This is a genomic window from Pseudomonas sp. B1-22 (assembly GCF_050474425.1).
In the GTDB taxonomy this organism is placed as follows: domain Bacteria; phylum Pseudomonadota; class Gammaproteobacteria; order Pseudomonadales; family Pseudomonadaceae; genus Pseudomonas.
Map to the genome: position 1 here is coordinate 22,682 of NZ_JBCHVH010000006.1, position 25,297 is coordinate 47,978.

Sequence of the window (25,297 nt, forward strand, 5' to 3'; positions counted from 1 at the left end):
CACCTGTGGCGGGATTGCGATGGACTCCCTGGTAACGGCTGCCGCGCGGGCGCTGGCGGCGGGTGATCCGCTGGCGGCGCTGAACCGCATCGCCCTGCGCGATGACCCGCCGGCGCTGGCCCTGCGCGGCATCGCCATGGCGCAGCTGGGCGATCTGGACCGCGCCCGCCAGTTGCTGCGCCGCGCGGCCCGCGCCTTCGGGCCACGGGAGGCGATGTCGCGCGCCCGCTGCATCGTCGCCGAAGCGGAGGTGGCGCTCGCCAGTCGCGATCTCGGCTGGCAGCCCCGCGCATTGGCCGCCGCCCGGGCGACGTTGGAATCCCATGGTGACCGGGTGAACGCCGCCCACGCCAGCTACCTGGAAATCCGCCGCCTGCTGCTGATCGGCCGCGTCGACGATGCCGAGCGGCAGCTGGCCGGGCTCGATCCCGCTACCCTGCCCCCAGCCCTGGGCACCACCCACGCGCTGATCGCCGCTGGTATCGCGCTGCGCCGCGTGCAGAGTGCGACGGCGCGGGAAGCCCTTTCCCAAGCCCTGATCCAGGCGCAGCGGGCCGGGATTCCCGCGCTGCTGGCAGAGGTCGAGCGGGCCTCGGAAATGCTCGACACCCCCGCCGCCCGGCTGGTCGATGGCGGCGAGGCGCGACCGCTGCGGCTCGATGAAGTCGAGCGGCTGCGTGAGTCCGATGCGTTGCTGGTGGACGCCTGCCGCTACGCGGTATGCCGGGGCGAGGTGGCGATCTCACTGGCGCGCCGGCCGGTGCTGTTCTGCCTGGCCCAGGCGCTCGCTGAAAGCTGGCCCGCCGATGTGCCACGCAATGCGCTGATTGCCCGCGCCTTCCGCACCCGTTCGCCGGACGAAACCCACCGCGCCCGCCTGCGGGTGGAGATCGGCCGGCTGCGCAAGGCGCTGATCGAGCTGGCCGAGGTCAAGGCAACGCCGCAAGGCTTTACCCTGGTCCCGCTGGCCACGCGGGAGGTGCGCGTGCTCGCGCGGCCGCTGGAAGAACGCCATGCAGGGGTACTGGCCTGCCTGGCCGATGGCGAGGCCTGGTCGAGTTCGGCGCTGGCACTGGCGCTGGGCGCCAGCCAACGAACCGTGCAGCGCGCTCTCGATACGCTGGCGGAGAACGGCCAGGTGCAGTCCTTCGGCCAGGGCCGCGCGCGGCGCTGGACCGCACCCACGGTGCCGGGTTTCGCGACGACCTTGTTACTCCCCACGCCCTGGTCGGGGAACTAGGCTGGAGTCTCGATCACTTCAGACGAGGACTGCCCCATGAAACGCTCCAATGCCGAGATCCTCGGCGAATTCGGCCCCTTCCCCGGGGTCAGCGCGGTGCACGGCGTCACCTTCGATGGCGAGCGCGTGTGGTTCGCCGTCGGTGAGCGGCTGCTTGCCCTCGACCCGGACAGCGGCGAGACCGTGCGTACGCTGAACGTCCCCGGCGATGCCGGCACCGCCTTCGATGGCCGGCACCTGTACCAGATCGCCGACGCGCGCATCCAGAAGATCGACCTGTCGACCGGCGAAGTGCTGGCCAGCATCCCGGCTCCCGGCAACGGCGCGGATTCGGGCCTGGCCTGGGCCGAGGGCACGCTCTGGGTCGGGCAGTACCGCGAACGGAAGATCCACCAGATCGACCCGGACAGCGGCAAGGTGCTGCGCACGCTGGAGTCCAACCGTTTCGTTACCGGGGTGTCCTGGGTCGACGGCGAGCTCTGGCACGGCACCTGGGAGAACGAGCACAGCGACATCCGGCGCATCGACCCCGGCACCGGCGAGGTATTGGAGAGCATGGAGATGCCAGCGGGCATCGGTGTTTCCGGGCTGGAATCGGATGGGGGCGAGCGCTTCTTCTGCGGCGGTGGCAGCAGCGGCAAGCTGCGCGCCGTGCGGAGACCCGCCCGGCGCACGGCCTGATCGATATTCAGCGCAGGCGCAGCAGCCGATCCAGCGACCAGCCGCCCGCACCGCGCGCGATCAACAGCAGCAACAGGCCGGCCCATGACAGGTGCGTGGGCCAGGCGTCCGGGTAGACGAAGACCTCGATCACCGTGGTCATGCCCAGCAGCGCCAGCGCCGAGAGGCGGGTGAACAGGCCGAGCACCAGCAGGATCGGGAACAGGTGTTCGGCGTAGGTTGCCAGGTGCGCCGCGAGGTAGGGCGATATCAGCGGCAGCGCGTATTCGGTCTGGAACAGGTCGTAGGTGCTAGGGGTGATGGTCAGCAGGCCCTCGACCTTGGTCCGCCCGGACATGAAGAACACCGAGGCGATCCCCAGCCGTGCGACCAGACACAGGAAAGATTCGCCAAGGCAGCGCTGCAGGCCGTCGGCCAGGTGGTTCCAGAGCCGGCGCGGAGACAGGGAAGAGGAATGGGCGATGTCCATGGCGGGCTCCTTCAGGCGAGGCACAGAGGACGGAAGACGCAGGCTCGCAGCAGACGGCCGAGCAGGTCGGTGAAGTCGAGGTCGGGCTGGGCCTCCAGCGCCAGCGTCGAAGCCTGATCCAGATTGCAGCCGGCGGCGCAGGCATCGAGGAAGGCGCAGCCGCCTTTCTCCAGTGGGAGCCCGACGACACCCTCGGGGCCGGCGACCAACAGCGCGCCCTCGCCAATCCACGGCAAATCCTCCGGCCAATCGAGGCCTTCGCGGCTGCAGTGCCAGAGGCTGTACACCGGCTGTGTGTCGAACCAGTGCCAACGCACGGCGCTGCGCGGGCGCAGGCAGAAGCTGCCCAGGTCGGCGGCGGTCATGCCCATTAGCGAGGTCAGCTCCAGGCTTGGCCCGTCAGGGGCGCAGAAGACTTCCAGCCAGTCGCGATCCAGTCGCGCCACGTCAGCCAGGTAGGGCAGCTCGCGGGCGCTTTCCAGGTCGGCGAGAAAGGCCGGGAAGGCCGCGCCGTAGCGCACCATCCGCGCATCGGTCGGTGGCGTGCGCCAGGCGAATTCGGCCGCGGCAGCTCGCATCCACGGCGTGCCGACCAGCCGCTCGACGCTGGGGTAGTTGTCGCACAGGGCATCGACGCAGCCCTTGAGCACGGTGTTGCGGTAGACGGCGAAAGCCGACTGTGAAGTGAGCGCGTCCAGCTCGGGGGCGGGGCGCTGGTAGAGGGCGTCGATGAAGGCGTCCTGGAACTGGCCGAGGGAGCGTTTCATGAATGGCCTCCCGCAAGATTCAATGAGGCCTGGGCGATCTCGCGCTCGGCCAGCAGTTCGGCGAACGCCGGGATATGGTCGTCCCGCTCGATCAGCGTCGGCCGTGGCCCGATGCGCTGGACCAGGCGTTGGTAAAGCGCCCAGACCGGTTCGGCGATGGCGGCGTCATGGGAGTCGATCAGCAGCTCGCCGCCTTCGTCATGGCTGTGCCCGGCGAGGTGAATCTCGGCGATGGCGTCAGCGGGCACCCGCTCCAGATAGGCGGCGGCGCTGTAGCCGAGGTTGTGGGCACTGACATGGACGTTGTTGACGTCCAGCAGCAGCGCGCAGCCGGTGCGCCGTACCAGTTCGGCGAGGAAGTCGATCTCGTCCCAGTCATGCCCTTCCAGGCGCAGGTAGTGGCTCGGGTTCTCGATGGCGATGCGCCGGCCGAGCGCATCCTGAGTGTGCTGGATGTTGTCGGCGATGCGCACCAGCGCCTCGTCCGTGCGCGGGAAGGGCAGCAGGTCCGGGTGATACTGGCCGCGCCAGGCGGACCAGGCCAGGTGCTCGGAGACCAGCGCCGGCTCGACGAGGTCCACCAGCGTGCGCAGGCGCTGCAGGTGGTCCGCTTCCGGCGCTGCATCCGCCGCCAGCGACAGCGACACGCCGTGCAGCGAGAGCGGGTGGCGCTCGGCCATCCGCTCCAGCCAGGCCCGGCGCGGGCCGCCGACCATGTAGTTCTCCGGATGGACTTCGAACCACAGGCCGTCGGCGGCGCACGCCCAGGCCTCGCCATAATGCTCAGGCTTCAGCCCCAGCCCGGCGCCCATTCGGTCGTATGCAGACATGGTCGGCGCCTCCCCGTCAGGACTTCATCGGGGTCAGCGAGCCCATGCCGTGAGGCGTCTTGATGCTGGTGCAGGTGCCGGCGGGGACGTTCTTCCAGTGCATGCCGTCGTAGTCCTTCTTGGCGCTGCCCGCGCAGGTGGTACCGGCGCCGGCCTTGCAGTCATTCTTGCCGGCCATGGCCACGCCGTAGCATTTTTCCATGGCCGCGCCGCCGGCCGGGGCTTTGGTGTCATCCGCCAGGGCAACGCCAGCCAGGGAGGCGAGAGCAAGGGCGGCGGTGGCGAGGGTGAGGGTGAGGCTTTTCATGATGTCGTCTCCACAAGGGTTGGAAGGACTCGGCGATGTGCCGGGCTCGTGGAGTAATTCGTGTGCTGCACGGCAGCGGTTACAGCCGCCTGAAAATTTTTTTGAGACTTCGTCCCCGCCCCCGCTAACGTAATGAAGTGCTGTGGTTGTGCATGCCCATGGATTGCCCCGCGACTGACCGCGGGTCGACCTGCAAAGAAAATTCCCTCACGGATGTAACCCAGGCGGCCAATGCAACGAACTACCCATGAGGACGCGTTGAGCGCACGCGAAGCGCAGTTGCAGGCCCTGCTGCTGCGCGGCATGGCGGGTGACGCGGCGGCCTATCGCGAATTCCTCGCGGCATTGGCGAACCATGTGCGCGGCTTCCTGCGGCGCCGCCTGGAACGGCGCCCCAGCGAGATCGAGGACCTGCTGCAGGAAGTCCTGCTGGCGGTGCACAACGCCCGTCACACCTACCACGCCGACCAGCCGCTGACCGCCTGGGTGCAGGCCATTGCCCGCTACAAGCTGGCCGACCACTTCCGTGCCTTCGCCCGCCGCGATGCGCTGCACGATCCTCTGGACGACGACGGCGACCTGTTCGCCGAGGGTAATGAGGAGCCCGCGCAGGCCAGCCGTGACCTGGGCAGGCTGCTGCAGCACCTGCCCGAGCGCCAGCGCCTGCCGATCGTCCATGTGAAGCTGGAGGGACTGTCGGTGGAGGAGACCGCGCGGCTCACCGGGCTTTCCAGTTCGGCGGTCAAGGTCGGCATTCACCGTGGCCTGAAGGCACTGGCCGGGATGATTCGAGGTAAAGGTAACGATGAACACCGATGAACTGATCGACCTGCTCGCCAGCGGCGAAGGCCCCGTGGAGCGCCACGCCCTGGCGCGCCGCCTGGGCGTCGCCCTGCTCGGCGGCGGCCTTGGCGCGCTGCTGCTGACGATGACGCTGTACGGCGTGCGCGCCGACCTCGCCGAGGTGGCCGTCACCCCGCTGTTCTGGGCCAAGGTCGCGCTGCCCGGCAGCCTGACAGTGCTCGCCCTCGTACTCACCCAGCGCCTGGCCCGGCCGGGCGTACGCGGTGGAGCCGCCTGGACGATGCTCGTCCTTCCGCTGCTGCTGGTCTGGCTGGGCGCGGCCATCACCCTCGCCGGCGCCCCGCAGGAGGCCCGTGCCGAGCTGATCCTCGGCCGCACCTGGCGCACCTGCGCGCTGAACATCACCCTGCTCTCGGTGCCTGCTTTCATCGCCATCTTCTGGGCCCTGCGCGGCCTCGCCCCCACCCGCCTGCGCCAGGCCGGCGCCGCCGGCGGCCTGCTCGCCGGCGCCACCGCCACCCTCGCCTACTGCCTGCACTGCCCGGAAATGGGCGTGCCGTTCTGGGGTGTCTGGTATCTGCTGGGGATGCTTGTACCGACGGTGCTGGGGGCTGCGCTGGGGCCGAGGGTGTTGCGGTGGTGAGGCGCGATATCGCCTCAGAACGCACCTACAACCGAATCGGCCGCATATCCATCACTTCGTCATCTTTCAGATGCGCAGTTCGTTGCCCACCTGTATCCTTATGGATACAGTTTCCGCATGACCTATCTGATCAAGCAAACCGACATTTTCGGCCGCTGGCTTGCGGAACTGCGCGACGTGCAGGGCAAGGTGGCGCTCCTGCGGCGCCTGGAGCGGATCAGGAGCGGCAATCTCGGCGACGTCAGATCAGTCGGCGTTGGCGTCTCGGAGCTGCGACTGGATATCGGCCCCGGCTATCGCGTGTATTTCACGCGTCGCGGCAATGTGGTGATCGTGCTCCTGTGCGGTGGAGACAAGTCTTCCCAGCAGCGCGATATCAAGCTGGCGCAGCAGCTGGCGGGAGAAATTGAATGACCCTCGAACTACACGAATTCGACACCAGCACTTACCTCGACAACGAGGAAGTCATCGCCGAATACCTGTCCCAGGTGCTGGCCGACGGCGATCCGGACGAATTGCTGGTGGCCATTGGCAACATCGCCAAGGCACGCGGCATGACCAAGATTGCCAACGATTCGGGCCTGGGGCGGGAGAGTCTCTACAAAGTCTTCGCGCCCGGCGCCAAGCCGCGCTTCGAGACGGTGATGAAGGTCATGCGAGCGCTGGGGGTAGAACTCCAGGCCAAGCCGGCGGGCTCCGGAAAGTCTCACTGAAGGTCGTCCTCCGGCGGTAAGAAAGGGGCAGGTGCAACATCTGCCCCTCCTGGTTTCAGGCACCCGCGGAGGCTCCATCCCGCTCCTTCAACAACGCCTTGATCACCCCTTCCTGCTCTTCATAGCCACCCTCTCCAATCGCCAGGTGGCGAATCCGCCCCTTGGCATCGATGAAGTAATGCGCCGGCCAGTACTGGTTCGCAAAGGCGTTCCAGATGCGGTACCGGTTATCCAGCGCCACGGGGTAATGGATGTCGTGCTTCTTCACGGCATCGCGGACGTTGGCGGGGATGCGCTCGTAAGGGTATTCCGGGGTGTGCACGCCGATCACCACCAACCCCTGGTCGCCGTACTTCTTCGCCCAGGCATTCACGTACGGCAGGCTGTGCTGGCAGTTGATGCAGTCGTAGGTCCAGAAGTCGATCAGCACCACCTTGCCGCGCAGACTCTGCAGGCTCAGCTCGGGGCTGTTGATCCACTCCACCGCGCCCGCAAGTTCAGGTGCGGCGCCCAGGTCCGGCAGGCGCTCGGCGCCCTGGGCGGAGTCGCCGGGCATGAGCTTGGCGAGCAACGCGGGCACGCCGTCGATGACCTTGCGTTCCAGGCTGTTCACCAGGGTGGATGAACTACCGGAAGTGAGCTGCGCACTGGCGCCGCTGGCGATCCCAACCACGGCCAGCAGGGCGAGGACGCCGGTGGTGCGGCGCAGACCTTCGAGCACAGCCAGGCGCGGGCGCAGATGCTGCATCAGGCGACGCCCGGCGAAGAGTACGACGCCGAGCACGGTGGCACTGCCCAGGCCATAGGCGAACAGCAGCAGGCTGGTCTGCGCGCTCGGCCCCTGGAGCATGGCGCCGGAGAGAATCAGGCCGAGCACCGGCCCCGCGCAGGGTGCCCACAGCAGTCCGGCGGCGAAGCCGAGCAGGTACGCCGCAAACGCCGGTGGCAGGCGCCGGGCTTCGCCGTGGAGACGGTCGCCGAGCGAGGCCCAGGGTTTTGCCAGAACATCGCTGAAGCGCGGCCAGAGCAGCGCCAGCGCGGAAACGGCCAGCAGCACCAGGGCGAGATGGCGCCCCCACTCGCTGGCGGCGATCACCCAGTTGCTGGAGACCGTGGCCAGGCTGGCCAGCACGGCGAAGCCGCTGGCAAGGCCCAGCAACGTGACCCAGGGCGACCAGGCCGGGCCGCCGGCGCGTTGCAGCAGCAGCGGAAGGACGGGAAGGATGCAGGGACTGAGCAGCGTCAGCACCCCGCCGAGAAAGGCGATGAGCAGCATAGGTACCTCGAGGGGCTTGGGTCGGATAAACGCCCCGGCCGTCCCTGGCCGGGGCCAAGGGGAATCAGCCGCCTTCGTTGCAGTTCGTGGCGAACTTGCGATAGGCCAGGCTATGCGCCTGCCCCTGGGAATCCAGGTAATCCATGCGGGCGTTGACGATGCCGCAGTCGAACGGCGAGCCACTGTCCTCGTGGATAGCGATAACCCGCTTCACATCCAGTTTCTGGCCATAGTGATAGGACTCGACTGGCGTGGAATCGGCGGCCTGGGCGCCAAGACTGGCGAAGACAGCGATAACTGCCAGCAGGCAGGCGCTGCCGAGGTGGAAGGTTTTCATGGTGATCTCCTGACCTGTAATGGGTTGTCGGCGGAGGCGGTTCGCCTTGCCGTTGGCGCCCATTTCAGTCGCCGGAGGTATCGCGGTTGTGTCGCGCGCAGCACAGGATTGCCACGCCGGGTATCGACGGCGGCGGGAGATACAGTGGAATACAAAGCGCGCGGGGCAAGCGCGAAGCGGCGCTATACACTTCGCTCAACCCACTGCGAACGAGGACTGGCCATGGACCATGTCGATCACGTACTCATCGTCGATGACGATCGCGAAATCCGCGAACTGGTCGGCAACTATCTGAAGAAGAACGGCCTGCGCGTAAGCCTGGCGGCGGACGGCCGGCAGATGCGCGCCTTCCTCGACGGCAACACCGTGGACCTGATCGTGCTGGACGTCATGATGCCCGGCGACGACGGCCTGAAGTTGTGCCGCGAGCTGCGCGTAGGCAAGCACAAGTCCACCCCGGTGCTGATGCTCACCGCGCGCAACGACGAGACCGACCGCATCATCGGCCTGGAAATGGGCGCCGACGACTACCTCACCAAGCCCTTCTCCGCCCGCGAGCTGCTGGCGCGGATCAACGCCGTGCTGCGCCGCACACGCATGCTGCCGCCGAACCTGCAGGTCAGCGAGGCGAGCCGGCTGATCGGCTTCGGTCGCTGGAAGCTGGACACCACCGCGCGCCACCTGCTCGACGAGGACGGCACCCTGGTAGCCCTGAGCGGCGCCGAGTACCGCCTGCTGCGCGTGTTCGTCGACCACCCGCAACGCGTGCTCAGCCGCGAGCAACTGCTGAACCTGACCCAGGGCCGCGAGGCGGATATCTTCGACCGCTCCATCGACCTGCTGGTCAGCCGCCTGCGTCAGCGCCTGCTGGATGACGCCCGCGAGCCGGCCTATATCAAGACGGTGCGCAGCGAGGGCTACGTCTTCGCCCTGGCGGTCGAACTGCTCGAGCCGAACGAATGAAATCCGTCCTGCTCTGGCCACGCACCCTGGCCGCGCGCCTGGCGCTGATCTTCCTCGCCGGGCTGGTGTTCGCCTACAGCCTGTCGTTCTGCTCGCAGTTCTACGAGCGCTACCAGAGCGCCCGCAGCATGATGCTGGGCAACCTGGAGACCGACGTCAGCACCGCCGTCGCCCTGCTCGACCGCCTGCCCAGGGATGAGCGCGAGGCCTGGCTACACATGGTGCAACGGCCCAATTATCGCTACCTGCTGAGCGAGGGTCAGCCAGGAGAGCCGATGAACATGAGTCAGGCGCCGATGGCCGCGACCTCCATCGCCGATGTGGTCGGGCCGCGCTATGCACTGCGCTTCGAGAACATCCCCGGCGCCATCCCGCACTTCCAGGTGCATCTGACGCTCAAGGACGGCAGCCCGCTGACCATCGACGTAACGCCCAAGGGCGTGCCGGTGGCGCAATGGCTGCCGTGGGTATTGATGGTGCAGCTGGCACTGCTGCTGTTCTGCACCTGGATCGCCGTACGCCTGGCGATCCGCCCGCTGACCCGGCTGGCCCAGGCCGTGGATCACCTCGATCCGGACGCCCCGGCGCCGGAGCTGGACGAACACGGCCCCAGCGAAGTCGCCTACGCCGCCCGCGCCTTCAATGCGCTGCAAGGGCGCATCGGCGCCTACCTCAAGGAACGGATGCAACTGCTCGCCGCCATCTCCCATGACCTGCAGACGCCCATCACACGCATGAAACTGCGCGTCGAGCAGATGGACGACTCGCCCGAGCGCGAGCGCCTGTGGAGCGACCTGGAGGAAATGCAGCATCTGGTCCGCGAAGGCGTGGCCTATGCGCGCAGCATGGACGGCGCCAGCGAGGCGCAGGTGAAGGTCAACCTCGATGCCTTCCTCGACAGCCTGGTGCTCGATTACCAGGACAGCGGCCAGGCCGTGGAGCTGCAGGGCAGCAGCGGCGCCGTGCTGGAAACCCGCCCCCATGCGCTGCGGCGGGTGCTGACCAACCTGGTGGACAACGCGCTGAAGTTCGGCGGCGCAGCCTTCGTGCAAATCGAGCGCAACGCCGAGGGCATCGTGTGTGTTCGTGTACTGGACGACGGTCCGGGCATCCCCGAGGAAGAACTCACTGAAGTGATGAAACCCTTCTACCGGGTGGAAAGCTCGCGCAACCGCAGCACCGGCGGCACTGGCCTTGGGCTGGCGATTGCCCAGCAGCTGAGCCAGGCGCTGGGCGGCACGCTGAGCCTGTCCAACCGCCCCAGCGGCGGGCTGTGCGTGCAGCTGGAGCTGCATCCCTCCGCCTGACGCCTTGCTCGTGAAAGGATGTACACAGAGATACATGACGGGCTTTGGCGGACACATCGCAGATAAACCCCGTTGACAGCATGGCTCCACGAATCGCGGCGGCATCCCGCACGCCGCGTTCACATTTCGGAGCCTGCCATGAACCGCCCTACCGACACCGCCCGCCTGCATGGCTGGCGCCTGTTCTCCCTGCTGTCGCTGCTGGTGCTGATCGCCACTGCGCTGGCCCTGTGGTCCCAGCCGCAATGGGTGGAAGCCCTGCGCAGCGCGATCCGTGTCACCGCCCGCACCTCCTTCGCGCTGTTCCTCGCCGCCTTCCTCGCCTCATCCCTGGCGGCGCTGGTGCCGAGCGAGTTCACCCGTGGCCTGCTCCGTGAGCGGCGTTTCCTCGGGTTGGCCTTCGCCTTCTCACACGCCGTGCACGCGGTGCTGATCATCCTCTACGTGAAGTTCTTCCCCGAGACCTTCTGGCACGGCCGCAGCGTCACCACGAGCATCCCCGGCTCCATCGGCTACCTGTTCATCATCCTGCTGGCCGTCACCTCCTTCCCCTACGCGGTGAAGCTGCTCGGCGCCCGCATCTGGAAGGGCCTGCACAGCACCGGCACCTGGGTAATCGCCGGGGTGTTCTTCCTGTCCTTCTACAAGCGCCTGCCACTGGGCTCCTGGTACCCGCTGGGCTTCGGCCTGATCTTCAGCGCCATCGCCTTCAAGCTCGTAGCCAAGCTGGCCGTGCGCCTGCGTCGAAACACGAGTCCGGCCGCCGTTCCGAGCGCGATTCGCTGACGTTCTACCTCTTCCTCAACGTTCGACTTTGCCCCTGAGGTGCACCATGACCCTGCTCACCCTGAACCCGATCAAGACCGCTTTCGACCAACTCGACCGCCTCGCCGCCTGGGGCTGGGACATTCCCCTGCGGCTGTTCCTGGCCTGGGAGTTCTTCGAGTCGGGCCTGGAGAAATGGCACGGCGAAAACTGGTTCGAACAGATCCACGCCAACTTCCCCTTTCCCTTCAACCACTTCTCCGCCGGCTTCGATTGGCAGGTGTCGATGTGGGCCGAGCTGATTGCGCCGGTGCTGTTGTTGTTGGGCCTGGCCACGCGGTTCGCTTCGGCCTCGCTGATCGTCGTGACCATCGTCGCCATCGCCGCCGTGCACTGGCCGGCGCAGTGGTCGAGCCTGGCGGAACTGGCCCAGGGATATACGATCACCGACCACGGTTTCGGCAACTACAAACTGCCGCTGATCTACCTGGTGGCGTTGGTGCCGCTGGTGCTGAAGGGGGCGGGAGCGCTTAGCGTGGATGGGCTGGTGCGGCGGTTTATGGGTAATTCGCGCACGGCCTGATCGCCTACTGACTCTTCTGTTACCCAGGCAACGCCCTCTCCTTTGGAGAGGGCGTTTTTCTTTGTCGGCGGGAAGTTGGTGCAAACCTGCAGGAGCGGACTTTGTCCGCTATTCGCGGGCATGGCCCGCTCCTACACAGTGCGGCGCTGGGGCGGATGGCTTTTTATTGATCACTCTGTGCGCGCAGCATGGGTATCGCTCCGCTCCACCCATCCTACGGATTCGATCCAAACGCCTGGCGGTGGGCAAAACCTGTAGGAGCGGGCCATGCCCGCGATTCGCGCCCATAGGGTGGCCCGGCACCCTCCAACGCTATGAGTGGTTGCGCGCACCTTCGTAAAGCACGGCGGCTTCGGCCAGCAGGATTTCCACGCCGCTCAGGGTGCGGGAGAGCAGATCGCCACAGGGGAGGTTATCGGCACAGGCCAGCAGGAGCAGCGCATAGCGCGCGGCGGTCTGGCGATCTTCGGCAGCGTCGAAGAGTTCTATGGGGGTAGCGTCCTTACGGACTTCGAATACGGTCATTTTTGATGGTCCTTCATGCATTGAGCAATTGAGCCCACCAGACGCCAATCTGGAGAGCAGGCCGTACAGGTTGGCGTGCCGGGAATGACCACCCGGTGCATCCGAAGATGCCCTGCACGGCCCGCCCATGGTGCGGACGTAGCCATGCCGACAGGTACCCGAAGGTACGCGTCTGGTCATTCTTTCCGGGACGCCAATCCCGCACCACTCTGTTGAGTGGCTGGGCAACGGTACGGGCTGGGCTTGGGAAGGTCAATGAAGAGACGGCGCATGAGCATGTAGGGCTTCGGCGAGCCACGTGCTCTATCCAAACGGCGGGAGTGAACGAAAACTGTAGGAGCGAGCTTGCTCGCGAACGGATTTACTGGCGACCCCACAACTGGGCGGGTTCGCGAGCAAGCTCGCTCCTACAACAGCAAAAACCCGCGCACCGATGAAGGTGCGCGGGCCGAGTTGTGGATAAAAGGTCGATCAGGGCATCACGAACCCCACCTCAATGTTCCCGCGAGTCGCCTTGGAGTACGGGCAGATCTGATGCGCCTCGGCCACCAGCTTCTGCTTGTCCTCCGCCGACAGGCCGGGCAGGTGCACGGTGAGCTGGGCGGCCAGGGCGAAACCGCCATCGGTGGTATTGCCCAGGGAAACTTCCGCGTCCACCGCCACATCGCTGGGCAGGCGAATATTCAGTTTCTGTCCCGAGCGACGCAGCGCGCCGATGAAGCAGGCGGACCAGCCGATGGCGAACAGCTGCTCGGGATTGGTGCCGGGACGGCCGGAACCGGGCGGGCTCAGCGCCAGGTCCAGCGCGCCGTCGGTGGTCTGGCCGCGCCCGTCGCGGCCTCCGGTGGTGTGGGTGTGGGCGGTATAGATCACGGTTGCCAGGGTGTCGGTCATGACGCTTCTCCTTCAGGGGCGAGTCAAGGGTAGACGAGGTGAAGTGGTGCAATTGCGGCGGGTGCCGATCACCACGCCCTGCTCTTTGAGGCTGCGCAGCAGGGCGATGCCCTGCTCTTCGATGGCAGCCAGTTCGACACCGGCGATTTCCGCCAGCGCCTTGAGGTGTCCGCGACCGGTGAGCTGCCACTGTTGCAGCGATACCAGCAGGGCATGGGCCAAGGGTGCAAGGCGCGAGAAATGCACCTTCAGGTCGGCGCCACGGCGGGCCAGCAGCAGCGTCGGCTCAGGCGGTGCTTCCCGCGGGATGTCGTCCGGGCCGATCTGGCTGACCGGCCAGGCGTAAGCCAGCGGTTCAGCGAGACGGGAGAGCAGCGGCACGCCGTCGAGCAGGTCGCCGTCCGGATCGTGCGCCGACTCGATCTTGTCGCTGAGCAGCAGCGCGGTTTCGATCCACTCGTAATGGGCCAGTTCGGCCACCCAGCCGGGCTGGTCGACGCGGCCCTCCAGGTACTCGACGAACTCGCCGGCCACTTCGGTAAACAGCGGCGTGTGGCAGTGGTAACGGGCGTAGAAGTCTTCGGTGAGCGACTGCCATTGCCCGTTCGGAAGGCTCGCGTGCAGCACTGGGAAGTTGCCGGCCAGCAGCGATTGCAGGTTGCCGAAGAACAGTTGCCGGTACACCACCAGGCGCCGCGCCTCGATGCCGGGCGGCGGCGCGTTGCCCTGCGGATCGCGGATGAAGCGGGTCATGCGCAGTTGCTGTTCGCGCAGGGTCTCAGCCATGGCTCACCTCCAGCGGCCGGGCGGCGCTCTGCAGCTCACGGATGTAGTCCACTTCGCCAAGCAGTTCGGCCAGCGGCGGCAGGTTGAAGTCGCGCTCCAGCAGGGTTGGAACCGTGCCCAGGTGCCGGTAGGCGCTGGCCAGCAGGCTCCAGACATCGGCCTTCACGGCCGCGCCGTGGGTGTCGATCTTCAGGTCCGGCGCCTCGTCGTAGTGGCCGGCCACATGCAGGCAGGCAACGCGCTCGGCCGGTACACGGGCAAGGAAGTCGGCGGCGTCGTAGCCGTGGTTGTGGGCATTGACGAAGAGATTGTTGACGTCCAGCAGCAGGTCGCAGTCGGCTTCGTCGAGCACGGCGCGGAGGAAGTCGATCTCGCTCAGCGCCTGGTAGGGCGCGGCGTAGTAAGAGATGTTCTCCACGGCGATGCGGCGGCCCAGGGCGTCCTGCACCTCACGGATACGGCCGGCGATATGGCGCACGGCTTCGTCGGTGAAGGGCATGGGAATCAGGTCGTAGAGGTGGCCTTCGTCGGAGCAGTAGCTCAGGTGCTCGCTGAACAGCGGCACCTGGTAGCGGTCGAGGAATTCGCGGATCTGCCGCAGGAAGGCATGGTCCAGCGGCTCGGGGCCGCCGAGGGACAGCGACAGGCCGTGGCAGGACAGCGGGAAGCGTTCGGCCAGGCGGGCCAGTCCTTCGCCGTAGGTGCCGCCGACGCCGATCCAGTTGTCCGGGGCGACTTCGAGGAAGTCCACGGCGCGGTCGTCCAGGGTCAGCAGGTCGGGCAGCATGGCGCGGCGCAGGCCGAGGCCGGCTCCTTGCAGGGATGCGGTGGGGTTCATGGCGGTCTCCTGGGCGAAGTGCCCTCCCCGGCCAGCGGCGCGGGGAGGTGGTGGGCGACGGTCAGTTCTTCGCCTGGCTCAGCTTGCTGTACAGGTCGGACGGGAACGGCTTGCCGTTGGAGTCGAACTGGTTCTTGCGGAACTGGTAGACCTCGCCTTCGGAGAGGAAGCCGTCATGGTTGGCGTCGATGGCCTCGAACTCGGCGTTGGCCTTGGGTGCCACGGCCAGCAGTTCGGCGCGGGAGACACGGCCATCGTGGTCGGCGTCGGTACGGGCGAAAGAGGCGTCGCCGCACTTGCCTTCACCGCACTTGCCTTCGGCCTGGGTGGCCTTGGTCGGAGCAGCCTGGGCGCCGCTGGCACCGCACTTGCCCTCGCCACACTTGCCTTCCCCGGCCTTGGCGGCGGAGGCCAGCTGGTAGCCCTGCGGCAGTGCTTCGACGGCGAAGGCGGAGGACGCCAGGTTCAGGCTGCCGGCCAGAGCGACAGCGAGCAGGCCCAGTTGGTTTTTGGAAAGCAGAGTTTTCGGGGTACGGGTCATGGTGGTTCTCCAGATGCTTGGGCGCATTCACGCGCCGGGTCATGCCTTGATGGCGGAATCCCTGGAACGAAGCGCGCTGGAGGTTTTGCCCTGCCGTCGCGTTCATCGTTCGGGTAGGGCTATTTCGCCTTGGCGATGTATCGCCGGCGTATCGGCGGCTGGAGGCTTTTGTATGCCTGTATCCGCTCGAGAAGCGGCAGATACAAAGCAATACATTCGACGGGACGGCCCAAGTCCGGGCACGAGCCTGTAGGAGCGGGCCATGCCCGCGATGCGGTGGCGTGACGTGCACCAGGGGTGCAAGAGAAAAAGAAAGGGCCGCAAAGCGGCCTCTTCGCGGGCGTGGCCCGCTCCTACAACAGCAGAAGGATCAAACGGCGCGCTTGGCCGCGATGGCGGTGACCTCGACCTTCATGCCGTCCACGGCCAGTTCGGAGATCCCGACGGCGGCACGTACCGGGTAGGGCTTGCCGAAGAAGCTGCAGTACACCTCGTTGAAGGCGGGGCGGTCGGCCATGCTGGTGAGGTAGATGGTCAGGTGCAGGACGTGGTCCAGGCCGCTGCCGGCCTTTTCCAGCGCGACCTTCAGGCTGCGCAGGGTGGCTTCGCTCTGGGCCTTGATATCGCCCAGCTCCAGGCTGCCGTCTTCGAGGGTGGGGATCTGCGTGGAGACCAGCAGGCCGCCGAAACCGGCCACGTCGGAGGAAATGGACTCAGGATCCGCGTCGGGAATGAAGAAGGGGCTGTCATTCTGCGCCATGGGAAACTCTCTGCTATCGGGGGCTATGAGCGGCGCCCGTCGGGCCCGCCCGGGACGCGCAGCTTAGCGTCATCCCGCCCCCCGCCGCCATGCCGGCCGATAATTCCGTGTCCCTCACTTTGTCATTCGTCAATACATCCATCGTATCAACGGGTGATATTCCCTCCGAACTTCAAAGAGGGATTATTACAATTTGGGACATAGACCTTTTCATATTCCGTTATTTAAACCGGGCACTCTTTCGGCATTATGACGCTGGCTTTTTCCTGCCTGGAGCGGGTGGGGAAAAGTTCATTGCGACAATGTCAACGCAACTTCCTGCGAGTTCCGTCGTGGTTGATCCATGAGCGGATTCATTGTGCCTGCCTATAAAAATCCCGGCCCTCACGCACTTCAATGGGCCGGCTCTCCAAGACTCTAGGGGCAATATCCATGAAGCACCTCAAACGCAGCGCTATCGTGCTCGCCGTTTCCGCCGCAGCCAGCCAGTTCGCCAGCGCCGAACCCTTCGTCACCGACCAGGCCGATGCCAAGGGCTTCGTCGACGACGCCAAGTTCGACGTGCTGCTGCGCAACTACTACTACGACCACGACGGCAAGAACGGCTCCGGCGACAACCGCGACTGGACCCAAGGCTTCCTCGCCAACTTCTCCTCCGGCTACACCCAGGGCACCGTCGGCTTCGGCGTGGACGCCTTCGGCTACTTGGGCATCAAGCTCGACGCGGGCGGTGGCCGGGCCGGCACCGGCAACCTGCCGGTGGACAACCATGGCAATCCCGAGGACGACTACGGCAAGGCCGGCGCCGCGCTGAAGGTGCGCCTCTCCAAAACCGAGCTGAAATTCGGCGACATGCAGCCGGTTGCGCCGGTCTTCGCCGCCGGCGGCAGCCGCCTGATTCCGCAGACCGCCTCGGGCTTCAACCTGCTGAGCAGCGAAATCGCCGGTCTGGACCTGGAAGCCGGCCACTTCACCGCCGGCACCAGCCCGATCACCACCAGCCACGACGGCGGCCTGTACGCCACCTACGCCAACGTCGAAGCCGACAGCGTGGACTACGTCGGCGGCAAGTACGCGATCACCGACAACCTGAACGTCTCGCTGTACGGCTCGGAGTTCGAAGACATCTGGCGCCAGTACTACGCCAACGTGAACTACCTGCAACCGCTGGGCGGCGACCAATCGCTGGGCCTGGACTTCAACGTCTACCGCACCACCGACTACGGCCAGGCCAAGGCCGGCGAGATCAGCAACAACACCTGGTCGCTGGCCGCCGCCTACTCCTTCCTGCAGGCGCACACCCTCACCCTGGCCTTCCAGAAGGTCAACGGCGACACCCCGTTCGACTATGTCGGCTTTGGCGACAACGGCGCGGGCGCCGGCGGCGACTCGATCTTCCTCGCCAACTCCGTGCAGTTCTCCGACTTCAACGGTCCGGGCGAGCGCTCCTGGCAGGTGCGCTACGACCTGGCGATGGACACCTACGGCGTGCCGGGCCTGAGCTTCATGACCCGCTACATCAACGGCAGCAACATCGATGGCACCCACGCCGACCCGAACGGCCAGTACGTCGGCCTGTACGGCGAAGACGGCAAGCACCACGAAACCGACTTCGAAGCCAAGTACGTCGTGCAGTCCGGCCCGGTGAAGGACATGTCCTTCCGCCTGCGCCAGGCCTTCCACCGCGCCAATGCCGACCAGGGTGAATCGGACAACAACGAACTTCGCCTGATCGTCGATTATCCGCTGTCGATCCTGTAATTCGACCGCGAATAATCATGGAACAACTTTCGGATTCGTCCGAGAGTTGTTCCGCTGTTCATCCCGGTATTATTGCACTGCGACAGAAAGTCTCTTCCCAGGATCGTGGTTTATCCATATCGCCAAACTTTCTAGAATGCCTGCCATCTCTCCCGTTTTCGATATCGCACCTCGTCGATTATCGAAACACGACTCCTGACGTTGATATTGTGATTGCTCCTTCGACGTCCTTCCAAGCCGCTCCCCGGAGCGGCTTTTTTTATGCGTGCCCTGCCCCGCACAATATGAGTTGAATCACCCGCCAACAGCGGTGGTCAAAAGCAGAGACAGTTGCGGCAACCCCGAATGCCCGCACGGCTGAAGGAGGCTACCCGTCATGAGCACAATGACTCTCGAAGGCTGGTGCAAGACCAGCGCCGACCAGAAACCCACTCCACTGGAAGACATCCACTTCTTCGTCAGCGACGCCGATCACCTGCGCCTGGAACAGGCCGAGGAATACCTGCAGAACAGCGGCAGGCGCGACGTCATGGTGGACGCCGACCTCGACACCCTCGACCTGAAGATGCCCGCGAACTGCGGCCCGCTCTCCGATTGCCAGTACCGCGTCTACCTGAACCAGGACGATCACCGCGGGCACTTCCATCTGGTGGGGCATCGCGCCAGCGATGGCAGCCTGATCTACACCAACGCCGTCCTGATCGATCAACTGCTGAGCTGAGCGCCGATCCGGGCGGCGCGCGAGCCCCGTGGAGAGCAGCGCCGGTTCACTCGTCGCCCCCGACACACAAGGCGATTGTGGCCTATACCCGCCCCGTGATTTCATAGGGCCATCTGTCGGCCCGATATCTCGCCGTGCGCGCCGCCAGAGACGGGAACGCCCCCATTCTCCGGTGAGGAAGCAGTCATCCGATGCGGACTTCCACTGATCCTGAAGTACAGGAATACGGGCGATTCGACAGCCTCCTGCGCCTTGCCCGCCATCCGCTGGGCGCCGCCGCCGCTTTGCTGGCCGACGTCCATGGCCGTCTGCTGGGCTTCGACGGCCTGACGCCCGAGGCGGCGCAATCCATTGCCACCCTGCTCTGCATCAATGCCGCTTCGGCGCCCCTGCGCAGCCGCCAGGGCGATCTGCACCCGCTCGGGACTGCGGTCCTGCGCAGTGCCGACGGCACCGCCCTGGGCTGGCTCTGCGTGCTGGACAACCAGCCACGCACACTGGACGTCGCCGCGCGAATGGCACTGGACGATGCCGCCCGCGTCGCCCAGGAGCTGCTCTGCCGCGCTGACGAAGGATGCCTGGCACTGGCCATCGCCGGCAGCGGCACCGGCGTGTGGGACCGCCACGTCCCCACCGGCGAGATTCATTACTCCACCGGCTGGAAAGCCCTGCTGGGCTATGCCGACCACGAAATCGGCAATCGCATCGACGATGCCTACGTGCGCGTGCATCCCGATGACCTCGCCTACGTGCAGGCCACCATCAGCGCACACTTCGAAGGCCGCACGGCCGCCTATGAAGTGGAGCACCGGCTGCGCCACAAGGCGGGTCACTACATCTGGGTGTGCAGCCGCGGCAAGGTCGTGGAACGTGACGACGCCGGCCGTCCCCTGCGCATGATCGGCACCACCACCGACATCACCAAGCTGCGGGGCGTCTCGGAACAGCTGCGGCAGAACGTCGAGCTGCTCACCGACCTGACCGACGAAATCCCCGGCATGGTCTTCCAGTTCCGCCACCTGCCCGATGGCACCGGGACCTTCCCCTACGTCAGCGCCGGCGTGATGGAAGTCTTCGGCATGACCGCCGAGCAGGTCAGCGGCAACTCGACCATCCTGCGCACCCTGGTGTACCCGGACGACCTGCCCGCCCTCCTCGCCTCGCTGGACACCTCCGCGGCGACGTTGCGACCGTGGCGACACGAATTCCGTGTGCAGCTTCCCGGACGCGGGCTGCTCTGGCGCCAGGGAAGCGCCCAGCCCAAGCGTCTGGCCGATGGCAGCGTGATCTGGCATGGCCTGTTCACCGACATCACCGAGCGCAAGCGCATCGAAGCCGAATTGCAGGTACTGGCGACCACCGACTTCCTCACCCAACTGCCCAACCGGCGCCACTTCATGCAGCTGATAGAAGCCGAACTGGGCCGCGTGCAGCGCTCGGTGGAGCGCAGCGCGGCGATCCTGATGTGCGACCTGGACCACTTCAAGGTCATCAACGACCGCTGGGGCCACGGCGTCGGAGACGAAGCGCTGCGCCATTTCGCCCGCATCCTCGGACGCGAGATCCGCCGCATCGACTTTGCCGGGCGCATGGGCGGCGAGGAATTCGCCGTGGTGCTGGCCGATGCGGATGTCACCAGCGCCGTGGTATTCGCCAGGCGCCTGCAACAGCAGCTGGCCGACCAGCCGCTGCTGCTGGGGTGCGAGCGCATTCCGCTGAGCATCAGCATCGGCATCGCCACCCTGCAGGCCAGCGACGTGTCGGCCGAGGCAGCCCTTTCGCGCAGCGACAGCGCGCTCTATTGCGCCAAGCAGAACGGCCGCAATCGCATCGAGTGCGACTGAGCGGCAATCCGCGAGGCAGAGCGTGCCGCTGACGGCGCCCCGTCACCTCGCATGAAAAAATGTTCAGAATTTTTCACCATTATTTACAGGCGTTTTAAATAATGGACTTTTTGCTTCGAATGGATATTTATAAAAACACTTTAAAATCAATCAGTTAAAAATATTGTTCGCCAGGATTTCGGCCATTATTTTTGACGCCCCTCGCCGAAATCGTTTGACATATTTAACGGCTCTGGCAGGCTGGTAGGCAGGTTTCGACCGGGAAACTTCGCCTTCTGTGCGTTCCCGGCAGTGCTCGGAACCTCAGGTAGCCCAGCCCAGAGCCGTGCGCCTGCACAAAAACGATGGGCTGCAGCCCGTCCAAAGGTGACATATGTCCAACAGCAACATTGGCAACAAGAAACAGACCCTCCGCAAACCCGTCGTCCTGATGTCCATGGGCAGCCAAGAGCGCAAAGGCCACGACTATCAGGTAATGACCCACAAATACATCGTGCCCCTGGTCGAACAGTCCGATTGCGTGCCGGTACTGGTCCCGACCTGCTGCGGCATCGAAGACCTCGAGCAATACCTGGACATGGCCGACGGCGTGTACCTCACCGGTGCCGGCAGCAACATCGATCCGACGCTCTATGGCCAGGAAAACGAAACCCCCGGCAAAGGCCAGGACAAGGACCGCGACAACTTCGACATCCCGCTGATCAAGGCCGCCATTGCCCGTGGCCTGCCGATCTTCGGCATCTGCCGCGGCATGCAGGAAATCAACGTGGCCCTGGGCGGCGATATCTACCAGAAGGTCTACGCCGAGCCCGGCTTCAACGACCATCGCGAGAATCCCGAAGACCCGGTCGACGTGCAGTACAGCCCGGTCCACGGCGTTCGCCCGACTCCGGGCAGCTGGCTGCAGCAGCTGCTGGGCGACGAGATCCGCGTCAACTCGCTGCACGGCCAGGGCCTGAAGAACCTGGGCAAGGGCATCGAAGCCATCGCCCATGCCGACGACGGCCTGGTCGAGGCCATCCACGCCCCGACGCTTTCCTCCTTCCTCTTCGCGGTGCAGTGGCACCCGGAATGGCAGGCGGCGAAGAACCCCGATTCGGTGAAGATCTTCAAGGCGTTCGGCGATGCCTGCCGCGCGCAGGTGAAGAAGAAGCAGGCCCGCGCACTCGCTGCCTGAGCTTCACCCGTGTCCTGAGAGAGCCCGGCCTTGTGCCGGGCTTTTTCATAGGAGTTTCCTGTAGGAGCGGGCCATGCGCGCGATCGCGGGCATGGCCCGCTCCTACAGGTAAGCGCGTGCCCGTGCTTTCGTCATTCGCGCTGCGAATGGCGCACCCTGCACGCCCTTGAGAGCACCTCAGGCTAACCTTGGCGACCAGCGATTCCGCTTTCCGACAAAGGTGCAGCCATGAGCAACGACCTCTTCTCCCTGGCCGGCAAGACCGTGCTGGTCACCGGCGCCTCCAGCGGCATCGGCGCGCACCTGGCGCGCGTGGCCGCCCGTGCTGGCGCCCGTGTGGTACTGGCGGCCCGGCGCACCGAGCGCCTGGCGCAGCTGGCCGAAGCGATCCGGGCCGACGACGGCGAAGCCCATGCCGTGGGGCTGGACGTGACCGACCGCGCCAGCGTCGAGGCCGCCTTCGACAGCGCCGAGGCCCAGTTCGGCGTGGTCGATGTGGTGCTCAACAACGCCGGCATCGGCAACGGCCAGCGCGCCCTGGAAATCAGCGAGGACGACTGGCGCAGCATGCTCTCCACCAACCTCGACGGCGTCTGGCGCGTAGCCCAGTGCGCGGCGCAGCGTCTGGCCAGGGCCCAGCGCGGCGGCAGCATCGTCAACATCGCCTCGATCCTCGGCCTGCGCGTGGGCGGCGGCTACAGCCACTACTGCGCAGCCAAGGCCGGCGTGGTGCAACTGAGCAAGTCCCTGGCGCTGGAACTGGCGCGTTACCAGGTGCGGGTCAACGCCATCGCGCCGGGCTACTTCAAGACGGAAATGAACGACGCCTATTTCGACAGCGACAAGGGCCAGGCCTATATCCGCGATACCGTGCCCATGCGCCGCCTGGGGCAACTGCGGGAGCTGGAAGGCCCCTTCCTGCTGCTTGCCAGCGACGCCGGCGCCTTCATGACCGGCGCGGTGCTGGCGGTGGATGGCGGGCATCTGGTGAGCAGCCTGTAACGCTCCTCACCCGGCCAGCTCACTCAGGCGCTGCTCCAGGAAGCGCCGTTCCGGCTCCTGCCGCACCAGCTCCAGGGCGCGGGTATAGGACGCGCGCGCCTCGTCGCGGCGCTCCAGGCGCCGGCACAGATCGGCGCGGGCGGCATGGGCCAGGTGATAGTCTTGCAGCTCGCCCCGGTCGAGGATGGCGTCCACCTGATCGAGCCCGGCCTGCGGGCCGTCGCGCATAGCCAGCGCCACCGCGCGATTGAGCTCGATCACCGGTGAAGGCTGGATACCCAGCAGGGCGTCGTAGAGACCGACGATCTCCACCCAGTCGGTGCTGGCGAAATCGGGTGCCACCGCATGCACGGCGGAAATTGCCGCCTGCAGCGTATAGGGGCCGACCCGCCGGGTCGCCAGTGCAGCGACGATCAGTTGTCGGCCCTCGTCGATCAGGTCAGGGTTCCAGCGCCGGCGATCCTGCTGTTCGAGCAGCACCATCTGGCCGTCCTCGCCAGTGCGCGCTTCGCGACGGGATTCGTGCAGCAGCATCAGCGCCAGCAACCCCATCACTTCCGCTTCCGGCAGCAGTTCGAGCAACTGGCGGCCCAGGCGTATGGCCTCGGCGGAGAGATCGGTGCGGGTCAACGAATCGCCCGCCGAGGCCGAGTAGCCCTCGTTGAATACCAGGTAGATCACCCGCAGCACGCTGGCCAGGCGCTCGGGCAACTCGGCGGCTTCCGGCACCTGGTAGGGAATCTGCGCATCGCGGATCTTCGCCTTGGCGCGGACGATGCGCTGGGCGATGGTGGACGGCGTGGCCAGGTAGGCGCGGGCAATTTCCTCGGTCTTCAGGTCGCAGACTTCACGCAGGGTCAGCGGCACCTGGGCATCCGGCGCCAGTACCGGGTGGCAGCAGGTGAAGATCAGGCGCAGGCGATCGTCCTCAACGCTTTCGTCGGCCTGCTCCTCCACCGACTGCGCCTCGATCTCCAGCTGCTCGGCGATCTGCAGCAGCGAGGCATCGAAGCGCGAACGGCGGCGCAGACCGTCGATGGCCTTGAAGCGGCCGGCGGACACCAGCCAGGCACGCGGATTGGCCGGCACGCCATCGCGCCGCCACTGCTCCACGGCGGCGACGAAGGCCTCGTGCAGCGCCTCCTCGGCCAGATCGAAATCCCCCAGCAGGCGAATCAGCGTGGCCAGCACGCGGCGCGATTCGCGGCGGTAGACATCGTCCACCACATCGCGCAGGGCCTGGGGAGCGTAATCGTGCATGGCGGGCGACGGTCCTCGGAATGAAAAGGGTCTGCCTATCCTGCACGGGTTTTCGACGGTGTGGGAAGCGGACGGACGGGGGGACCGTTGCGGGGTGTTTCGCCGGGGGCTAACGTCCACGCGAACAGATTGCAGGGTGAATCCCTGTAGGAGCGGACCACGCCCATGATCGCGCGCATGGCGAGCTCCTACAGGTGGTCGTCACGGCCTGGCATCGAACAACGCCTTCCCGGTCGCCAGGTCGAACGGGATCGAGAAGTGCTCGTGGACGATCTTCCACTGCCCCGACTCGTGGCGCAGGCATACCGTGACCCGCGACCAGGCGGCGTTGTGCACGCCGTCCTCGCCGGTCCCGCCGCAGTACGCCAGGTAATGGCCGAAAGCGATGTCCCCGGAGCTTTCGAAGCTCAACTGATGAATGTCGAAGGTGTCCTGCGTGTACATCTGCAGGCACTCCTGCCAGTGCCTGCCATAGGCCTCCAAACCCCGGAACTGCAATTGCTTCGCCGCATCGAAGGCGAGGATGTCGCGGCTGTAGTGAGCGGTGATGCCCGCCAGATCGGAAGCGCGTACGGCGCTCCGCCAGCTTTCCAGCACTGCGTGCAGCTCGGCATGGGTATTCTCGGCGCGGTTCATCGGGTCGCCCTCCTCCAGTGGTCAGCTCAGGACGCACAGCAGCTGTGCGGTTTGGCGGGCTCGTCGTATTCGTCGTGGAAGCGTGTCCAGTTCATGCCCTTGCCCTGGTAGTCGGGCATGCCGCCCCAGCCCTCGCCCCGGCCCAGCGGCGTGAGGTCGAGCAGGTGGTAGGTGAACAGCGGCGCTTCCAGCCCACGCCCGTAGGTCGAGTAGCTGTGGAACACCTGGTCGCCGTCGCGCAGGAACACGCTCATGCCCGGTTGCTCGCCCTGCACATGGTAGCCCTGGCCGAGACGCTCGAGCTCGGCCTTGTCGCGATAGTTGTACTCCACCGGCGCGACCTGCTCGTCGATGGTGACGTGGAAGTCATAGTTGAAGTCGCTGCCGAAGGAGGAATACCAGGGCAGGGTCCAGCCCATGCGCTCGCGGAACGGCGCGATCTCCTGAAGCGGCGCGCGGGAGACCATCGCCAGGGTGGTGCCGCGCGCATGCAGATGCTCCAGCCGTCCCAGGTTGTCGATCAGGAAGGAGCAGCCCTCGCAGCCCAAGGCTTTGTCGCGGTGGAACATGAAGTGGTAGACGATCAGTTGCGGGCGCCCCTCGAACAGGTCCACCAGCCGCAGCGTGCCGCGCGGGCCTTCGAAGCGGTAGTCCTTGTCGATGCGCACCACCGGCAGTGCTCGCCGCACGGCGCTCAGCGCGTCGCGGGCGTGGGTGGCGGCCTTCTCCTGCTCCAGCAGGCGCTTGCGCGCCTGCAGCCATTCGTCACGGGACACCACGCGGGGGAAAGCTTGGTTGGCGAGATTCATGCTGCACGCTCCTGGGACCGGCCCGGTTGCGGAGTGGGACCTGCACGGCGCTTGCCGT

30 protein-coding genes are annotated in these 25,297 nt (G+C 66.1%); 15 read left to right on the top strand and 15 right to left on the bottom strand.

What is annotated here, in order from left to right; genetic code table 11:
• The first annotated feature begins 19 nt into the window (after positions 1-19).
• Positions 20-1,240, top strand: a complete 1,221-nt coding sequence (locus ACQ5BL_RS22080) for a helix-turn-helix domain-containing protein (RefSeq protein WP_243805542.1) — start codon at positions 20-22, stop codon at positions 1,238-1,240.
• A gap of 36 nt (positions 1,241-1,276) precedes the next feature.
• Positions 1,277-1,921 (top strand): DUF5074 domain-containing protein, encoded by a 645-nt coding sequence (locus ACQ5BL_RS22085; protein WP_243805540.1) that lies wholly within the window; start codon positions 1,277-1,279, stop codon positions 1,919-1,921.
• Positions 1,922-1,928: 7 nt separating this feature from the next.
• Here the strand turns inward: ACQ5BL_RS22085 and ACQ5BL_RS22090 are convergent, their stop codons facing one another.
• The 4 genes from ACQ5BL_RS22090 to ACQ5BL_RS22105 are packed head-to-tail and all read right to left on the bottom strand — an operon-like array spanning position 1,929 to position 4,294.
• Positions 1,929-2,390, bottom strand: coding sequence for a DoxX family protein (locus ACQ5BL_RS22090; RefSeq protein ID WP_243805538.1), 462 nt, complete (start codon positions 2,388-2,390; stop codon positions 1,929-1,931).
• A gap of 11 nt (positions 2,391-2,401) precedes the next feature.
• Positions 2,402-3,157, bottom strand: a complete 756-nt coding sequence (locus ACQ5BL_RS22095) for a DNA-binding domain-containing protein (RefSeq protein WP_243805536.1) — start codon at positions 3,155-3,157, stop codon at positions 2,402-2,404.
• A complete protein-coding gene (gene bufB, locus ACQ5BL_RS22100) occupies positions 3,154-3,987 on the bottom strand; it encodes an MNIO family bufferin maturase (RefSeq protein ID WP_243805534.1) in 834 nt (277 codons plus the stop codon). Before bufB ends, ACQ5BL_RS22095 begins: the two co-directional genes overlap by 4 nt.
• A 16-nt stretch (positions 3,988-4,003) precedes the next feature.
• Positions 4,004-4,294 (bottom strand): BufA1 family periplasmic bufferin-type metallophore, encoded by a 291-nt coding sequence (locus ACQ5BL_RS22105; protein ID WP_430293271.1) that lies wholly within the window; start codon positions 4,292-4,294, stop codon positions 4,004-4,006.
• A gap of 231 nt (positions 4,295-4,525) precedes the next feature.
• On the opposite strand from ACQ5BL_RS22105, the gene ACQ5BL_RS22110 reads away from it, so the two are divergent.
• The 4 genes from ACQ5BL_RS22110 (at position 4,526) to ACQ5BL_RS22125 (ending at position 6,454) form a co-directional block, all read left to right on the top strand.
• Positions 4,526-5,113, top strand: a complete 588-nt coding sequence (locus tag ACQ5BL_RS22110; RefSeq protein WP_243805532.1) for a sigma-70 family RNA polymerase sigma factor — start codon at positions 4,526-4,528, stop codon at positions 5,111-5,113.
• Positions 5,100-5,741, top strand: coding sequence for a DUF1109 domain-containing protein (locus ACQ5BL_RS22115; RefSeq protein WP_243805530.1), 642 nt, complete (start codon positions 5,100-5,102; stop codon positions 5,739-5,741). The genes ACQ5BL_RS22110 and ACQ5BL_RS22115 overlap by 14 nt, the downstream gene beginning before the upstream one ends.
• A 117-nt stretch (positions 5,742-5,858) precedes the next feature.
• The gene (locus ACQ5BL_RS22120) at positions 5,859-6,155 is read left to right on the top strand and encodes a type II toxin-antitoxin system RelE/ParE family toxin (protein ID WP_243805528.1); all 297 of its coding nucleotides are present in this window, start codon (positions 5,859-5,861) and stop codon (positions 6,153-6,155) included.
• Positions 6,152-6,454: an addiction module antidote protein gene (locus tag ACQ5BL_RS22125; protein WP_243805526.1), complete on the top strand. Its 303-nt coding sequence runs from the start codon at positions 6,152-6,154 to the stop codon at positions 6,452-6,454. Before ACQ5BL_RS22120 ends, ACQ5BL_RS22125 begins: the two co-directional genes overlap by 4 nt.
• A 55-nt stretch (positions 6,455-6,509) precedes the next feature.
• Here ACQ5BL_RS22125 and ACQ5BL_RS22130 read toward each other — a convergent pair whose 3' ends face one another.
• The gene (locus tag ACQ5BL_RS22130) at positions 6,510-7,730 is read right to left on the bottom strand and encodes a cytochrome c biogenesis protein DipZ (RefSeq protein ID WP_243805524.1); all 1,221 of its coding nucleotides are present in this window, start codon (positions 7,728-7,730) and stop codon (positions 6,510-6,512) included.
• A gap of 64 nt (positions 7,731-7,794) precedes the next feature.
• Positions 7,795-8,067, bottom strand: a complete 273-nt coding sequence (locus tag ACQ5BL_RS22135; RefSeq protein ID WP_243805522.1) for a DUF2790 domain-containing protein — start codon at positions 8,065-8,067, stop codon at positions 7,795-7,797.
• A gap of 222 nt (positions 8,068-8,289) precedes the next feature.
• Between ACQ5BL_RS22135 and ACQ5BL_RS22140 the strand changes: the two genes are divergently transcribed.
• The 4 genes from ACQ5BL_RS22140 to ACQ5BL_RS22155 all read left to right on the top strand — a co-directional run bounded on the left by ACQ5BL_RS22140 (position 8,290) and on the right by ACQ5BL_RS22155 (position 11,685).
• Positions 8,290-9,030: a response regulator gene (locus ACQ5BL_RS22140; RefSeq protein WP_207884052.1), complete on the top strand. Its 741-nt coding sequence runs from the start codon at positions 8,290-8,292 to the stop codon at positions 9,028-9,030.
• Positions 9,027-10,337, top strand: a complete 1,311-nt coding sequence (locus ACQ5BL_RS22145) for an ATP-binding protein (RefSeq protein WP_243805520.1) — start codon at positions 9,027-9,029, stop codon at positions 10,335-10,337. The genes ACQ5BL_RS22140 and ACQ5BL_RS22145 overlap by 4 nt, the downstream gene beginning before the upstream one ends.
• A gap of 138 nt (positions 10,338-10,475) precedes the next feature.
• The gene (locus tag ACQ5BL_RS22150; protein WP_243805518.1) at positions 10,476-11,123 is read left to right on the top strand and encodes a hypothetical protein; all 648 of its coding nucleotides are present in this window, start codon (positions 10,476-10,478) and stop codon (positions 11,121-11,123) included.
• Between the two features lie 46 nt (positions 11,124-11,169).
• Positions 11,170-11,685, top strand: a complete 516-nt coding sequence (locus ACQ5BL_RS22155) for an HvfX family Cu-binding RiPP maturation protein (protein ID WP_243805516.1) — start codon at positions 11,170-11,172, stop codon at positions 11,683-11,685.
• A gap of 312 nt (positions 11,686-11,997) precedes the next feature.
• Here ACQ5BL_RS22155 and ACQ5BL_RS22160 read toward each other — a convergent pair whose 3' ends face one another.
• The 6 genes from ACQ5BL_RS22160 to ACQ5BL_RS22185 form a co-directional block, all read right to left on the bottom strand.
• Complete coding sequence (locus ACQ5BL_RS22160; protein WP_243805514.1) at positions 11,998-12,210, bottom strand: hypothetical protein; 213 nt, start codon at positions 12,208-12,210, stop codon at positions 11,998-12,000.
• A gap of 471 nt (positions 12,211-12,681) precedes the next feature.
• Positions 12,682-13,104 (bottom strand): organic hydroperoxide resistance protein, encoded by a 423-nt coding sequence (locus ACQ5BL_RS22165; RefSeq protein WP_279577226.1) that lies wholly within the window; start codon positions 13,102-13,104, stop codon positions 12,682-12,684.
• A gap of 12 nt (positions 13,105-13,116) precedes the next feature.
• Positions 13,117-13,890: an HvfC family RiPP maturation protein gene (locus ACQ5BL_RS22170; protein ID WP_243805511.1), complete on the bottom strand. Its 774-nt coding sequence runs from the start codon at positions 13,888-13,890 to the stop codon at positions 13,117-13,119.
• On the bottom strand, positions 13,883-14,728 hold the full coding sequence (locus ACQ5BL_RS22175) for an HvfB family MNIO-type RiPP peptide maturase (protein ID WP_243805509.1): 846 nt from the start codon (positions 14,726-14,728) through the stop codon (positions 13,883-13,885). Before ACQ5BL_RS22175 ends, ACQ5BL_RS22170 begins: the two co-directional genes overlap by 8 nt.
• Positions 14,729-14,789: 61 nt before the next feature.
• Positions 14,790-15,269 (bottom strand): HvfA family oxazolone/thioamide-modified RiPP metallophore, encoded by a 480-nt coding sequence (locus tag ACQ5BL_RS22180; protein WP_207884035.1) that lies wholly within the window; start codon positions 15,267-15,269, stop codon positions 14,790-14,792.
• Positions 15,270-15,639: 370 nt separating this feature from the next.
• Entirely contained in the window at positions 15,640-16,029 is a 390-nt protein-coding gene (locus ACQ5BL_RS22185; RefSeq protein ID WP_207884033.1) for a RidA family protein, read from the bottom strand.
• Positions 16,030-16,461: 432 nt separating this feature from the next.
• Between ACQ5BL_RS22185 and ACQ5BL_RS22190 the strand changes: the two genes are divergently transcribed.
• The 5 genes from ACQ5BL_RS22190 to ACQ5BL_RS22210 all read left to right on the top strand — a co-directional run bounded on the left by ACQ5BL_RS22190 (position 16,462) and on the right by ACQ5BL_RS22210 (position 22,534).
• Entirely contained in the window at positions 16,462-17,790 is a 1,329-nt protein-coding gene (locus ACQ5BL_RS22190; RefSeq protein ID WP_207884030.1) for an OprD family porin, read from the top strand.
• A gap of 376 nt (positions 17,791-18,166) precedes the next feature.
• Positions 18,167-18,511 carry a hypothetical protein gene (locus ACQ5BL_RS22195; protein ID WP_207884028.1) on the top strand — a complete coding sequence of 115 codons (345 nt, stop codon included), beginning with the start codon at positions 18,167-18,169 and terminating at the stop codon, positions 18,509-18,511.
• Between the two features lie 191 nt (positions 18,512-18,702).
• Positions 18,703-20,355, top strand: coding sequence for a sensor domain-containing diguanylate cyclase (locus ACQ5BL_RS22200; RefSeq protein ID WP_243805507.1), 1,653 nt, complete (start codon positions 18,703-18,705; stop codon positions 20,353-20,355).
• Positions 20,356-20,728: 373 nt separating this feature from the next.
• Entirely contained in the window at positions 20,729-21,532 is an 804-nt protein-coding gene (locus ACQ5BL_RS22205) for a gamma-glutamyl-gamma-aminobutyrate hydrolase family protein (protein ID WP_243805505.1), read from the top strand.
• A 228-nt stretch (positions 21,533-21,760) separates the two neighbouring features.
• Positions 21,761-22,534 carry an SDR family NAD(P)-dependent oxidoreductase gene (locus ACQ5BL_RS22210; RefSeq protein WP_243805503.1) on the top strand — a complete coding sequence of 258 codons (774 nt, stop codon included), beginning with the start codon at positions 21,761-21,763 and terminating at the stop codon, positions 22,532-22,534.
• A 6-nt stretch (positions 22,535-22,540) separates the two neighbouring features.
• Here ACQ5BL_RS22210 and ACQ5BL_RS22215 read toward each other — a convergent pair whose 3' ends face one another.
• From ACQ5BL_RS22215 to ACQ5BL_RS22225, 3 genes are all read right to left on the bottom strand, one after another.
• Entirely contained in the window at positions 22,541-23,794 is a 1,254-nt protein-coding gene (locus tag ACQ5BL_RS22215) for an RNA polymerase sigma factor (protein WP_243805501.1), read from the bottom strand.
• 201 nt (positions 23,795-23,995) lie between these two features.
• Entirely contained in the window at positions 23,996-24,430 is a 435-nt protein-coding gene (locus tag ACQ5BL_RS22220; RefSeq protein WP_243805499.1) for a YybH family protein, read from the bottom strand.
• A 26-nt stretch (positions 24,431-24,456) separates the two neighbouring features.
• The gene (locus tag ACQ5BL_RS22225) at positions 24,457-25,239 is read right to left on the bottom strand and encodes a DUF899 domain-containing protein (protein ID WP_243805497.1); all 783 of its coding nucleotides are present in this window, start codon (positions 25,237-25,239) and stop codon (positions 24,457-24,459) included.
• Positions 25,240-25,297 lie beyond the last annotated feature (58 nt).